12 protein-coding genes are annotated in these 13,846 nt (G+C 64.6%); 5 read left to right on the forward strand and 7 right to left on the reverse strand.

Features of this window, described 5'->3' with window-relative positions; all coding sequences use genetic code 11:
• Window positions 1-71 precede the first annotated feature (71 nt).
• The 6 genes from LPW30_RS09615 to rsxA are packed head-to-tail and all read right to left on the reverse strand — an operon-like array spanning window position 72 to window position 5,225.
• Window positions 72-764: an electron transport complex subunit E gene (locus tag LPW30_RS09615; RefSeq protein ID WP_239680729.1), complete on the reverse strand. Its 693-nt coding sequence runs from the start codon at window positions 762-764 to the stop codon at window positions 72-74.
• Window positions 761-1,450: an electron transport complex subunit RsxG gene (gene rsxG / locus LPW30_RS09620; protein WP_239680730.1), complete on the reverse strand. Its 690-nt coding sequence runs from the start codon at window positions 1,448-1,450 to the stop codon at window positions 761-763. Before rsxG ends, LPW30_RS09615 begins: the two co-directional genes overlap by 4 nt.
• Window positions 1,447-2,553 carry an RnfABCDGE type electron transport complex subunit D gene (locus LPW30_RS09625; protein ID WP_239680731.1) on the reverse strand — a complete coding sequence of 369 codons (1,107 nt, stop codon included), beginning with the start codon at window positions 2,551-2,553 and terminating at the stop codon, window positions 1,447-1,449. The genes rsxG and LPW30_RS09625 overlap by 4 nt, the downstream gene beginning before the upstream one ends.
• Window positions 2,554-2,556: 3 nt before the next feature.
• Window positions 2,557-4,092, reverse strand: coding sequence for an electron transport complex subunit RsxC (gene rsxC / locus LPW30_RS09630; RefSeq protein ID WP_239680732.1), 1,536 nt, complete (start codon window positions 4,090-4,092; stop codon window positions 2,557-2,559).
• Window positions 4,093-4,102: 10 nt separating this feature from the next.
• On the reverse strand, window positions 4,103-4,630 hold the full coding sequence (locus LPW30_RS09635; protein ID WP_239680733.1) for an RnfABCDGE type electron transport complex subunit B: 528 nt from the start codon (window positions 4,628-4,630) through the stop codon (window positions 4,103-4,105).
• Window positions 4,631-4,655: 25 nt separating this feature from the next.
• Entirely contained in the window at window positions 4,656-5,225 is a 570-nt protein-coding gene (gene rsxA / locus LPW30_RS09640) for an electron transport complex subunit RsxA (RefSeq protein ID WP_274520677.1), read from the reverse strand.
• A 319-nt stretch (window positions 5,226-5,544) separates the two neighbouring features.
• Here rsxA and nifL point away from each other — a divergent pair, with 319 nt between their 5' ends.
• The 4 genes from nifL to draG all read left to right on the forward strand — a co-directional run bounded on the left by nifL (window position 5,545) and on the right by draG (window position 11,367).
• A complete protein-coding gene (gene nifL / locus LPW30_RS09645; protein WP_239680734.1) occupies window positions 5,545-7,113 on the forward strand; it encodes a nitrogen fixation negative regulator NifL in 1,569 nt (522 codons plus the stop codon).
• Between the two features lie 19 nt (window positions 7,114-7,132).
• On the forward strand, window positions 7,133-8,701 hold the full coding sequence (gene nifA / locus LPW30_RS09650; protein WP_239680735.1) for a nif-specific transcriptional activator NifA: 1,569 nt from the start codon (window positions 7,133-7,135) through the stop codon (window positions 8,699-8,701).
• Window positions 8,702-8,884: 183 nt separating this feature from the next.
• Window positions 8,885-10,411 carry a nitrogenase cofactor biosynthesis protein NifB gene (nifB, locus tag LPW30_RS09655; protein WP_239680736.1) on the forward strand — a complete coding sequence of 509 codons (1,527 nt, stop codon included), beginning with the start codon at window positions 8,885-8,887 and terminating at the stop codon, window positions 10,409-10,411.
• 56 nt (window positions 10,412-10,467) lie between these two features.
• Window positions 10,468-11,367: an ADP-ribosyl-[dinitrogen reductase] hydrolase gene (gene draG, locus LPW30_RS09660; protein ID WP_239680737.1), complete on the forward strand. Its 900-nt coding sequence runs from the start codon at window positions 10,468-10,470 to the stop codon at window positions 11,365-11,367.
• Window positions 11,368-11,387: 20 nt separating this feature from the next.
• Here the strand turns inward: draG and LPW30_RS09665 are convergent, their stop codons facing one another.
• On the reverse strand, window positions 11,388-12,155 hold the full coding sequence (locus tag LPW30_RS09665) for a class I SAM-dependent methyltransferase (protein ID WP_239680738.1): 768 nt from the start codon (window positions 12,153-12,155) through the stop codon (window positions 11,388-11,390).
• A gap of 119 nt (window positions 12,156-12,274) precedes the next feature.
• Between LPW30_RS09665 and LPW30_RS09670 the strand changes: the two genes are divergently transcribed.
• Window positions 12,275-13,687, forward strand: a complete 1,413-nt coding sequence (locus tag LPW30_RS09670) for an aminotransferase-like domain-containing protein (RefSeq protein WP_338018731.1) — start codon at window positions 12,275-12,277, stop codon at window positions 13,685-13,687.
• Window positions 13,688-13,846: the final 159 nt, after the last annotated feature.

Here is a 13,846-nt window from a genome sequence, read left to right on the forward strand (position 1 = left end):
CCCCCCTCTGGGGAGAAGCGCCGGGGATGAGGGGGGCTGCGGGTGCCCAGCCTCCATGGGGCACCGTTCGTTCAAGCCTGCGCCATCTTCACAGCCGCCGCCCGGTTTGCCAGCCGGGTATCCAACACCCGCTTGCCGGCCAGGATGAAGCCCAGGGCCAGGAAGGCGCCCGGGGGCAGGATCATCAGCAGAAAGCCGCGATATTCGGGAATCAGGGTCAGTTCCATCCAGGCAAAGCCATCCCCCAGGAGCAGTCGGGCGTCGGCGAACAAGGTGCCGCTGCCGGGGATCTCGCGCACCGCGCCGAGCACCACCAGGATGAGCGTGAAGCCCACCCCCATGGCCAGGCCGTCCACCACGGCGCGGTGCACCGGCTGGCGCGAGGCAAAGGACTCGGCGCGGCCCAGAATGGCGCAGTTGGTGACGATCAGAGGGATGAAGAGCCCAAGGGCCTTGTGCATCTCGTAGAGATAGGCGTTCATCACCAGGTCCACCAGGGTGACCAGGGCAGCGATGAGCAGGATGAATACCGGTATGCGTACCTCTGGGGTGATGATGCCCCGGAACATGGAGATGAGCAGGGCGGCGGCCACCATGACGAAGGTGGTGGCCAGGCCCATGCCCAGGCCGTTGGTGGCGGTGCCGGTGACCGCCAGCAGGGGGCACAGGGCGAGCATCTGGGCCATGACCACGTTGTTGTCCCAGATGCCGTCCCGGAACAGGCGACGGTAGTCGTCCAGTATCAGTTTGGCCGGATGGGTCATGACGTGGGCTCCTCTGGTGAGAGCAGAGCAGGGGGTGGGGTGAGGGCCGACGGAGCCGATTCATCACCGCGCTGCAGCAGGGTTGAGCGATGCTGCTCAAACAACTCCAGGCCATCGCGTACCGCGTTCACCACCACCCGAGGGGTGATGGTGGCGCCGGTGAACTGGTCAAAGATGCCGCCGTCCTTCTTCACCGCCCAGTCGTCACGAGGCGGGTCGCCAAGGCTCAGGCCGTCAAACGAGAGAATCCACGGGTCCCGGGCCACCTCGATCTTGTCCCCCAGGCCCGGGGTTTCCTTGTGCCTCAGGACCCGCACACCCAGGACCTCACCCTCCGCATCCACCCCCATCAGGATCTCGATGGGGCCCGCATAACCACGCCCCGTCACCTGGAAGGCCACCGCCGAAACGCGTCCCTCCTGCCGGGCCCGGTAGATTTCAAGGCTGGAGCCGTCGGCCCTTTGCAGCTGGTAGGTGTCCTGCTGGGGCTGATTGTCATGCACCGAGGCGGGGATGACCTGCTCCAGGGTCTGGCGGAAATCCTCTGCCTGGCGCTCGGCGATGGTGTCCCGGGTCTGCATGTCGGTGATCACCAGCACGGCGCTGGCCATCAGGGCGATGCCGCCCAGCAAGGCGGAGTGGTAGCCAACGCGCTGACGATAACTGGGCTGGGCCACGGTGGTCATGGGCGTTTCTCCGTGATGGGGGCGGCCGGGGCTGAGGCCTTCGGCTCCAGGGGCTTGCCACCGCGGGTGCGGCCATAGGTGCGCGGCCGCAGATAATGGTCAATCAGCGGGGCCAGGCCGTTCATGAGGATGATGGCGAAGGCGATACCCTCCGGATAACCGCCCCAGGTGCGGATCACGTAGATCAGCAGGCCGCAGCCGGCGCCGAAGATCAGGCGGCCGCGCATCGTGCTGGGAGAGGTGACCGGGTCGGTGGCGATGAAAAAGGCTGCCAGCATCACCCCGCCGGAAATCAGATGCAGGCCCGGACCGGCGAAGCGCTCCGGGTCGATGAGCATGAATATCGTGGCCAGACCCGCCAGGGTGCCCAGCATGGCCACCGGGATCTCCCAGCTGATGATGCGCCGGGCCATGAGTACCAACCCACCGGCCAGCAGCAGCAAGGCCGAACCCTCGCCCATGCTGGCGGGGATGAAGCCCAGCGCCTGCTGCATGGGGTCGTACACGCCGGGCAGGGTCTCGGACAGGCCCAGATCACGACTGAAGCCGGTCTGGGTCTCCCCCAGCACGGTGGCCCCGGTCATGGCGTCGGGGATGGCTGCCAGACCAAAGGTGATGGCCAGCCCTTCGATGAAGCCGGGTGAGCCTTCCGCGAACATGGGCTGGGGCGTCACCCAGGTGGTCATCTCCAGGGGGAAGGACACCAGCAGGGCCACCCGGGCCAGCATGGCCGGGTTGAACAGGTTCTGCCCCAGGCCGCCGAACACGTGCTTGCCCACCACAATGGCAAAGCCGGCCCCCAGCACGGCGATCCACCAGGGCGCCCAGGGTGGCAGGGTCAGGGCCAGCAGTAGGCCGGTGAGCAGGGCCGAGCCATCCATGAGAAAGGGCGTGACCGGGCGCTTGGCGATGCGCAGGCTGATCACCTCGAAGGCGATGGCCGCCAGCACGGTGATCAGCAAAAGGTTCAGGGCCGGCCAGCCAAACAGATACACGCCAAAGGCCGTGGCGGGCAGCAGGGCCAGGATGACCCAGCCCATCTGGGTGGTTACGCCGCCGGGTGCGTGGGTGTGGGGTCCGCTGACGGGGGTCGTGGTGGTCATGGGTCAGGCCTCCGCCTTGTCCTTGTCGTTGGTGTTGGCGGGCACGGGGGTCTCCTTGGCCTGGGCCTGCTGGGCGCGCTTCTTCTTGGCCGCCTCCCGTTCTGCCTTCTTGCGGGCTGCCGCCTCGGCCTTGGCCTTGGCTTCGGCCTCCTGGCGGGCGCGTCGTTGCTGGGCCAGTTCCTTCAACTCCTCCTGGCGACGCTGCTGCTCGCGCCGATCCCCCAGCACGCCCTTGGCATGCTGGAAGTACTGCACCAGAGGGATATGGGAGGGGCACACGTAGGAGCAGGAGCCGCAGGCCACACAGTCCATCAGCCCGTAGGCTGCGGCGCCGTCCATGTCTTCGCTACGGATGCGTGAGGCCATCTCCAGGGGCATCAGGCCGCAGGGGCAGGCGGCCACGCAGCGCCCGCAGCGGATGCAGGGCATGGGGTCGTCGATGTTGATCTCGGCAGCGGTGAGGGCGATCACACCGTTGGTGCCCTTCACCACGGGCACCTGGGCATGGGGCATGATCTGTCCCATCATCGGGCCGCCCATGAGCAGCCGTGCCGGGGTCTCACGGGTGCCACCGCAATAGGCCAGAAGTTCTTCCACCCGGGTACCCAGAGGCACCTGCAGGTTCGCGGGTCGTTGCACCGCACCGCCGCCCACGGTGACGATGCGGCTCACCAGTGGCCGGCGCATGCGCACCGCGCGGTGTACTGCGTAGGCCGTGCCCACGTTGTGCACGATCACGCCGATGTCGGCGCCCAGTTTACCGGCGGGGATCTCCCGGCCAGTCACCGCCTTGATCATGTGTTTTTCCGAGCCCATGGGGTAGCGAGTGGGCACGGAAATGGCCTCCAGATGATCCATTTCGTAGAGGTGTTCCTGGAGGGCGGCCAGGGCCTCGGGCTTGTTGTCCTCCACCACGATCAGGGTATGCCGGGCGCCCAGGGCATGGCGCATGATGCGCACGCCATCGATGACCTCCTGGGTGCGTTCCCGCATCAGGCGGTCGTCGCAGGTGAGGTAGGGTTCGCATTCGGAGCCGTTGATCACCAGGGTGTCGATGGTGTGGCGACTGCCCAGGTTGAGCTTGATGGCAGCCGGGAAGGTGGCGCCGCCCATGCCCACCACACCCGCCTCCGCGACGCGCTGGGCGATCACTTCCGGCTCCAGGTTGAGGGCGTGCTCGGGCTCGGGTTCGTCCATCCAGCAGTCGTCGCCGTCGGGTTCGATGACGATGGTCTGCACCGGCAGGCCACTGGGATGTGGGGCCGGGTGGGGTTCCACGGCCACCACCGTGCCCGAGGTGGGGGCATGCACCGCCGCCGAAACAGGTCCGCTGCCGGCGGCGATCATCTCTCCCTTGAGCACCTTTTGGCCCGTCTGCACCCGGGGCTGGGCGGCAGCCCCGATGTGCTGCTGCACTGGCACATACAGGCGCTCGGGCAAGGGCAGGGTCTGAATGGGCAGGTGACTGGTGGCCTGCTTGCGGTCTTCCGGGTGCACGCCACCCTGGAATGCCCGGCGCTTGAAGAGGAATGAGAGCATGGCGGTCACCTCAGCGGGCTTCGGGTTTGGACCAGCGCCAGGTGCGCAGGGTGGGGGTTTCGGGTACCAGCACCAGACCATTGGTGGGGCACACGTCCACGCATTTGCCACAGCCGTTGCAGGCCTCGGTGAACACCGTGTGGATCTGTCGGTTGGCCCCCATGATGGCGTCGGTGGCGCACACCTTGTAACAGCGGGTGCAACCGTTGCACTGATCCTCCTTGATGCGCGCAAAGGCGGGTGCCTCCTCCTCCATGCCCGACAGATCCACGCTCACCGAGAGCTTGTCCGCCAGTTGCTGGGCCAGGGCCTTGCCGCCCGGTGGGCAGAGGGTCACGGGGGCCTCATGGGCGGCCAGGGCCTGGGCGGCACTGGAGCAACCGGGCAGGCCGCACTGGCCGCAGTTGGTGCCCGGCAGCATGTCCTCGATCTCATCGACCAAGGGGTCTTTTTCCACCTTCAGATACTTGGCGGCCATGCCCAGGGAATAACCCAGGAGCAGACCCATGGCGGTCAGGACAACGATGGCTGCGTACATGGTGTGATCTCCTGTTCGGGGGGCGTCAGGCGAAGTCGAGGCCGGCAAACCCCATGAAGCCCAGCGACAACAGCCCGGCGACAATGAAGGCAATGGGGGCACCAGCGAAGGCCGCCGGCACATTGTTCACGGCCAGGCGCTCGCGAAGACCGGCGAAGATGACCATCACCAGGGTGAAACCCAGGGCGGCACCGAACCCGAAGGTCACGCTTTGCAGAAAACCATGACCTTCCTGGATGTTGAGCAGGGCCACGCCGAGCACGGCGCAATTGGTGGTGATCAGCGGCAGAAAGATCCCCAGCACCCGATGCAGGGCCGCGCTGGTCTTGCGGATGACCAGTTCGGTGAACTGCACTACGGCGGCGATCACCAGGATGAAGGAGAGGATGCGCAGAAAGCCCAGATCAAGGGGCGCGAGCACGAAGTACTCCAGCAGCCAGCCGGCCACCGAGGCCAGGGTGAGCACGAAGGTGGTGGCCAGGCCCATGCTCAGGGCCGTATCCAGCTTGTTGGACACGCCCATGAAGGGGCACAGCCCCAGGAACTGCACCAGCACCACGTTGTTCACCAGGGCCGTGCCCAAAAGTAGCAGCATAAACTCCGTCACGGTGTTCACCTCGCTTGGATTGAGGGGGTATTTGCATCTTGCGTGCCAAGGGGTGATGCACTCTTTAGGCGCACCCTTTATGGGGATTTGCGGCGGGCGTGCACCATGATGGTGCAGTGGGTGCTGTGAGGATCGCGACAGGCAGAGCCGCCGGTTCACCTCGATGTGAGGTAACCGACAATGCCTCCACCGGGAGCCATGGGGCCTGAGGGCAGTATTCCGAGTGGGAGGGCGGTATCAGGGTGATGTATGGCCCGGCTTTTGCATTAGTGAAAGTCACACAGCTGCATCGCCACGAGACCTCGCCATGACCCGACCCCATCACCCGTTCCAACCGGCCAACGATCACACCATTCGCGTCGGCGAGGGCGCGTTGCCGGCACGGTTGTTCTTCGAGGCGGTGGAACAATCCTCCGTGGCCATCTCCATCACCGATGCCAAGGCCAACATCCTCTATGCCAACCCGGCCTTCACCCGGGTGACCGGTTATGAGGCATCGGAAGTCATGGGTGTGAATGAATCCCTGCTGTCGGATCGTCGCACGCCCAGTCTGGTGTACGAGACCCTCTGGGGTCGTTTGCGCCAACTCAAGCCCTGGACCGGGGTGCTGGTGAATCGTCGCAAGGATGGTCGGCGCTACCTGGCGGAACTGAGCATCGCTCCGGTGCTGGATGCCCGGGGCCATCTCACCCATTACCTGGGCATGCACCGGGATGTGACCGAAATGCATCAACTGGAAGAACAGGTGCGCAATCAAAAGGCCCTGATCGAGTCCGTGGTGGATGCCGAGCCGGTGGTCATCGCCCTGCTGGACGAATCGGGCCAGGTGGTGCTGGACAACCAGGAGTACAAGAAGCTGGCGGGGGACATGCGCGGCCAGGAACCCGCCGAGGCCTTCCTCTCTGCCCTCTCCGAAAGCATGGGGGAGGCCTTTGAGAAGGCCCGCAGCAGTGGCCAGGGTTTTGTGGATCACGAGGTGCAGTTCGATCCGGGCGCGGGTCATGCGCCCCGCTGGTTCTCCTGCTCGGGTACCTGGATTCGTGAGCGGGACAGCAGCGCCGATGCCTTTTTCGAACCCCGCAAGGTGGAATATCTCATGCTCGTGGCCAAGGAGGTCACCGAGCTCAAGCGCCAGCAGGAAGAGATGCGCATGAATGCCCTGAGGGCGCTCACCGCCGAGAGCGAACTGGTGGAAAGCATGCGCGAGACCCTGACCGGCGCCGTCTACCAGATGCAGGGTCCCGTCAACATGATCGCCGCCGCCACCCAGTTGCTGGAGCGGCGCCAGGGGGAAGGCACCGCCGATCCCCTGTTGAATGTCTTGCAGGAAGCCCTGGCGTCCGGCCGTCGTGCCCTTCAGACCCTGGAGAACTGCATCCCGGAGGAGCGGGACGAGGCCATCATCCCGGTGAACCTCAATGCCCTGCTGCGGGAGGTGCTGGGCCTGTCCACCCGTCGCTTGCTCACCTCCGGAGTGGTGGTGGACTGGGATCCGGCGCCAGTGTTGCCCAATGTACTGGGTCGGGAAGGGCGCCTGCGGGGGATGTTCAAGCAATTGGTGGACAACGCCCTGGACGCCCTGGATGACAGCGGCACCGGCCGCCGGGAGATCCGCATTGCCACCCAGGCCCTGGATGATGCGGTTCAGGTGGTCATCCAGGACTCCGGGCCGGGTATCCCCGAGTCCATGCGGCTGCGGGTGTTCGAACCCTTCGTCAGCACCAAGGGCCGTGGTGGCAGCGGAGCAGGAATGGGGCTGCCCATGGTGCAGGAGGTGGTGAACCAGCACGCCGGCCTGGTGGAGGTGGACCCCACCTGCCTGGAAGGCTGCCGCATCCGCTTGCAGTTCCCCAACGCTTCACAGCGCAAACTCTGACATCACTCCAGGAACATCCATGGTGATCTCTCCTACGGCAGTCGGCACGACGCGGCGCTCGCGCGCCCAAGTGATCGAAATGCATCTGGACACGCTTTATCAGGTCAGCCAGGTGCTCAGTTGTTCATCCGGATTACAGGACATCCTCTCCGGGGTGCTGCATGTGCTGCACGAATCCTCGGACATGCGTTGCGGGATGGTGTCGCTGCTGGATCCGGGCACGGGCGAACTCATGGTAGGGGCCGCCCATACCGGCACCCGGGAAAGGGTGGACAAGGTGCGCTACCGTCCCGGCGAGGGCTTGATGGGGGTCATCCTCAAGGAGGGTGACACGGTCATGGTCGGTCGTATTGCCGATGAACCCCGGTTTCTGGACCGCATGGGGCTGTACGCCCCGGATCTGCCTTTCGTGGGCGTGCCCATCCGGGTGGGCGAAGACAACCCCATCGGCGTGCTGGCCGCGCAGCCCATTTGCGGGGATGACGGCCTGCTGGAAGAGCGCGCCCGTTTCCTGGAGATGGTGGCCAACCTGCTGGCCCAGACCGTGCGCCGCGCCTGGGATCTGGAGCAGGAGCGCCAGGCGCTGACCGATGAGCGTGACCGGCTGCGCCGCGAGGTGCGCGGCGGCTATCACCTGGACAATGTGGTGGGGCATTCCAAGGAGATGCGCCGGGTGTTCGAGCAAGTGCGTCAGGTGGCCAAGTGGCACACCACGGTGCTGGTGCGCGGCGAGACCGGCACGGGCAAGGAGCTCATCGCCAATGCCATCCACTACAACTCACCGCGGGCCAACGGTCATTTCGTCAAGCTCAACTGCGCAGCCCTGCCGGACAATCTGCTGGAGAGCGAGCTCTTCGGGCATGAGAAGGGCGCCTTCACCGGGGCTGTGTCCCAGCGCAAGGGGCGTTTTGAGCAGGCGGATGGTGGCACCATTTTCCTGGACGAGATCGGCGAGATCTCCCAGGCCTTTCAGGCCAAGCTGTTGCGGGTGTTGCAGGAGGGTGAGTTCGAGCGGGTAGGGGGCACGCGCACCCTCAAGGTGGACGTGCGGGTCATCGCCGCCACCAACCGGCCTCTGGAGGAAGAGGTGGAACGGGGGGATTTCCGTGAGGACCTGTACTACCGGCTCAATGTGATGCCCATCTTCGTGCCCGCCTTGCGCAATCGCAGCGAAGACATTCCGGATCTGGCCCGATTCCTGGTGGATAAGTTGGCCAAGGCCCAGGGTCGTCCCCTGGACATCACCGACAGTGCCATTCGCACACTCATGCGCCACGAATGGCCCGGTAATGTGCGGGAGCTGGAAAACTGCCTGGAGCGGGCCGCCATCATGAGCGAGACCGGCACCATCGACCTGGATGCCATCAACCTCACTGGCCTGGAGGACAAGCTCCCCTTGAGTCGCAAGCCGGAGCCCGAGGTGGAGGTGGACCTGGACGACCCCGACCTGGATGAGCGCGAACGGGTGATCGCCGCCCTGGAGCGGGCCGGTTGGGTGCAGGCCAAGGCGGCCCGCCTGCTGGGCATGACGCCCCGGCAGATCGCCTACCGCATTCAGACCCTCAAGATCAGGGTCAGGCAGTTCTGATTGTGCCCTTCACCACAGCCATGTCTGTGACATGTGCAACATGTTCCTGAGAGTGGGATGGTAAAGCTATAAAAATCATGAGGTTGTCTTTATTTAATTTCAGGCACGGCGTTTGCATCACTCCTCCCAAGACCAACCTTTCCCACCGCGAGACCGGCGGGCACCCTCAACGGGAGGACCGTGATGGACCTGAAAATCAAAAAGCTCAGCGACATTCCCGTCATCAAGGAGGCCGTCACTCCGCAGGGTGGCTGCTCAACCAGCGGCTGCGGCAGCGCCAACGACCCCACCCCGGAACTGCCTCAGGCCATTCGCGAGAAGATTCAGGATCACCCCTGTTACTCGGAAGAGGCCCATCACCATTTCGCCCGCATGCATGTGGCGGTGGCGCCGGCCTGCAACATCCAGTGTCATTACTGCAACCGCAAGTATGACTGCGCCAACGAATCCCGCCCCGGTGTGGTCTCTGAGGTGCTCAAGCCCCACCAGGCCGTGAAAAAGGCCCTGGCCGTGGCGGCCAGCATCCCCGAGATGACCGTGGTGGGCATCGCCGGCCCCGGGGATGGCCTGGCCAACCCCACCCGCACCTTCCAGACCTTCCGGGGCATCCGCGAGCAGGCCGACGACATCAAGCTATGTCTGTCCACCAACGGCATGGCCCTGCCAGAGCATGTGGAAGAGTTGGTGGCCCTGGGCGTGGATCACATCACCATCACCATCAACAGCATCGACCCCGAGGTGGGTGCCCGCATCCATCCCTGGGTGATCTGGAACAAGAAGCGGGTCTTCGGCGTGGAAGGGGCCCGTCTGCTCATCCAGCAGCAGCAAAAGGGCCTGGAAATGCTGGTGGAGCGTGGCGTGTTGGTGAAGGTGAACTCGGTGATGATCCCCGGCATCAATGATGAGCATCTCAAGGAGGTGTCGCGGGTGGTGAAGGCCAAGGGGGCCTTCATGCACAACATCATGCCGCTGATCTCCGAGCCGGAACACGGCACCTATTTCGGCCTCAATGGCCAGCGCGGCCCCACCCAGGCCGAGCTGACTGCCCTGCGCGATGCCTGTGGAACTGACATGAAGATGATGCGCCATTGCAGACAATGCCGCGCCGACGCCGTGGGTCGGTTGGGGGAGGACCGGGGAGCCGAGTTCACCGCTGATCGCATCGACGAGCTGGAGGTGGACTACCCGGCCGCCCGTGAACGGCGCGACCAGGTGCAGGCGGCCATACGCGAGTCCATGGGGGCCAAGCGGCTGGCCAGCACCGCTCGGGCACCCGTGGCATCGGCGACCGGCAAGGCCGCTTCCCGTCCGGTGCTGATGGCCGTGGCCACCCAGGGCGGTGGCGTGATCAATCAGCACTTCGGACATGCCCGGGAATTCCTGGTCTACCGGGCCTCGCCCGAAGGCGTGCGTTTTGAAGGCCATCGGCGCGCCGATCTCTACTGCTCCGGCCCTGATGAATGCGGTGACCGGGAGCAGGTAATGGCAAGCACGCTGCGCTCGCTGGAAGACTGCGAAGTGCTGTTGTGCTCCCGCATCGGCATCGAACCCTGGTCCACCCTGGAAGCCGCCGGCATCACTCCCAACCCCAATCACGCCATGGAGCCCATCGAGGATGCCATCCTGGCCGTCTACCGGGAGATGATGGAGTCCGGCCAGCTGGCCCCGGTGGAGGAGGGCAGCAACAGCCTGATGGCCGAAGTCTCTTGAGTCTCTCCTTGAAATCCCTCCTAAAGCCCCTCTCCCCCCCAGGGACAGAGGTTGGGGTGAGGGGAGCGCCCCACCGAGCCCAAGCCGTTTACTTCGCTCTGGCCATCGGCGACGCCCTCGGCGCCACCGTGGAATTCATGACCCCCCGGGAGATCCAGTCCCAGCACGGCATCCACAAAGACCTCACTGGCGGCGGCTGGCTTCACCTCAAACCCGGCGCCATCACTGACGACACCCAGATGAGCCTGGCACTGGGTGACGCCATCATTCAGGCGGGCGACATTCACGCGCCCACCATCGCCGAAGCCTTCAGCCAGTGGATGCGCTCCCGTCCCGTGGACATCGGTCACACGGTGCGCCGCGGCATCATCCACTATCGCCGCACCGGCGAGACCCAGGTCCCCCTGAACGACAACGACGCCGGCAATGGGGCCTGCATGCGCGTGCTTCCCATTGCGCTGGTCACCCTGGGCCAGCCCCGCGAGACGGTGAACGCCGCCTGCCGCCTGCAATCCCATATCACCCATCACCACCCCTTGTCCGACGCTGGCACCGAGTGCATCGTGGCCATGGTGCAGATGGCCCTGCAGGGCGCCGATCAGCGGGATCTGCTGCAGGGGCCGGTGAAGGCTCTCATCCAGCAGCACCCGGAATTCCACTTCCGCAAACGCCGCGAAGAGAATCCCAGCGGCTTCATCGTCCACACCCTGCGCGCCGTGTTCCAGGCCCTGTTCGACACCGACACCTTCGAGGACTGCCTGGTGGATGTGGTCAACCGGGGCGGGGACGCCGACACCACCGGCGCCATCGCCGGGATGGTGGCCGGCGCGCTCTACGGGCCGGAGGGTATACCGGAGCGCTGGGTGAAGGCGCTGGATGGGGAAGTGAAGGTTCACATCATGCGCCAGGTGCAGACAAAAAAAGAGGGTGGATTCATGCCTGACGTGCAAGCGTGAATTCACCCCTCCAAACGTGATCAGGGACGGAAGGCGATTTGCTGGACAAAGTCCACTTCATTGCTGTCGTAGGGGCGGCGCATGTCGCCGTAGCGTTCCACGTTGACGAATCCAGCGTCTTCCAGCAGGTGGGTGAGGTAGTCCTGGCGCAAGGGGTACATGTTGAGTTCGAAACGGGCGCCATCGGGGAAGACGTAGTTGAATTTGGCCAGGCTGCGGTGCAGTTCCACCGGTCCTACGTCCACGTTGTTGCCGGTGTAGCAAAAGGCGTGTTTGGAGCTGTATCCCTGGTCGAGCATGGCATCGTAGTTGCGCTGGTCGATGATCAGCATGCCGCCCGGGCGCAGGATGCGAAAGATGGCCCTGAGGGCAGTTCGACGATCTTCATGATCGAACAAATGGGTGAAGGAGTTACCCAGGCATACGGCCGCATCGAACTGCTCGGTGCCCAGGGTCTCGTCCAATGAGAGCCAGTCGATGGCCTTGGCATCGGCAAAGCTGACGCCGTAGTGCCTGGCGTTTTCCTGGGCCTTGGTCAGCATGTTTTCAGATCCATCCACAGCCGTGACTTCAAACCCGTATTGGGCCAGGGACACCGCGTTGACACCGGTCCCGGTGGCGATATCGATGACCTGCTTGGCGCCGTGGGCGTGCAGGTGACGATTGTAGAAGGCACCTTCCCGGGCCAGGCGTGCTTCCCAGCCCACCAGATCGTCCCAGTATTCGGCGAAACTGCGTGTGTATTGCGTAAAGTGAGTGCCGGTGTTCGCGTTGAGTGCCTCGGTCATATGAGAGCTCCTTGTTGGCTTGGTGTGAAATGGGAGCGCTATTGTGGGTGGATGACAGAGACCGATACAGATGCAGTTTGCGCGAATCATGAGCGGTACAGTTTTGTTACGCTGTACCGATGATGGGTGAAAAACTCTACCAGCAGGTGGCGACTCTGCTTGAGCAACAGATCGAGCAGGGCACCTATGTGGCCGGCGATCGGCTGCCAGGGCTCAGGCAACTGCGACAGCATTTTGGCGTCAGCATGGCCACCATGGTCACGGCCTGCGAGGTGCTGGAGCAGCGCGGTATCCTGGAAGCGCGTCCCCGATCCGGGTTCTATGTGTGCGGTCAGTCGGATTCGGTACCTCTCCTGGAAGAACCCTGCGACGCGTTGGAAGGGCCCAGCCTGGTCACGGGGCAGGAGCGGGTGCTGGAGTTGGTCCAGTCCCATAACGACCCGTCCATCCTGTCGCTGGGGGCTGCAGCGCCGCCTGCAGAATGTCTGCCGGTGGCCGCGCTGGACCGCAGTTTTGCCCGTGTGCGTCGCACCCGGCGTGATGGCGTCAGTGCTTATGACTTTCCACCGGGCAATCTGGAACTACGCACGCAGATCGCCCAGCGCATGGGATACGCCGGCTGTACCGTGGGTCCCGATGACATCGTCCTCACCCAGGGATGTCAGGATGCGCTCACCCTGAGTCTACGGGCGGTGGGCTCCCCCGGGGATGTGGTGGCCATCGAGTCGCCCACGTTCTACGGCATCCTCCAGGCCATCGAGTCGCTGGGGATGCGGGCCCTGGAGATCACGACGGATCCGGTGGAGGGGATGTCACCGCAGGCCCTGGAGCGAGCGTTGGATACCTGGCCGATCCGCGCCTGCGTGATGATGCCCAGTTTCGGCAATCCCCTGGGTCATCTGGCATCCGATGAGCGCAAGCAGAGGCTGGTGAACCTGCTTGCCGAGCATCAGGTGCCGCTGATCGAGGATGATGTCTACGGGGAGCTTTGCTTCAAGGGGCCGCGCCCCTGGGCGGCCAAGGCCTGGGACGCCCGGGGGAACGTGCTCTATTGCGGTAGTTTCTCCAAGACGCTGGGGGCCGGGTTGCGCGTGGGATGGGTGGCGCCGGGGCGGTATCGCGAGCGGGTCACCTATCTCAAGTACGCCACCAGCCAGGCCACGGCACCCTTGGAGACCCTGGCCGTGGCCGACTATCTGGAACGGGGAGGCTATGAGCGTTATCTGGGGCGTGCGCGGCGCTACTACCAACGACAGGTGCGACGGGTGACGGATGCGGTGCTGCATCACTTTCCACGGGGCACCCAGGTGACCCGCCCCCAGGGTGGGTTCGTGATCTGGGTAGTGCTACCCGAGGGTCACGATAGCCTGGAACTGCAGCGGCAGGCCCTGGCAGCGGGCATGAGCATCGCCCCGGGTCCGTACTTCTCCCCCAGCGGTCGCTACCGGCGTTGCCTGCGCCTCAGTTGTGCATTGCCCCAGTCGGTGGACGTTGAAACAGCGCTGTCGCGTCTTTTCAAGAACTCCCGATGAAGGGGACGGACATCTTTTCCCGGGGAGTGTTTTTTTGTGGGAGCGGGCCTGCCCGCGAGTGGTGCCGGGATTGCCACTGAAGTCCTTTCTGGCATGGGCTTCGCGACCGGGGGCTGCTCCCACGGGGGATTCTCCCGGAAAAGGTGTCTGCCCCGGTTT

The sequence above is a fragment of the Ectothiorhodospira variabilis genome, assembly GCF_022227625.1.
Lineage (GTDB): Bacteria > Pseudomonadota > Gammaproteobacteria > Ectothiorhodospirales > Ectothiorhodospiraceae > Ectothiorhodospira > Ectothiorhodospira haloalkaliphila.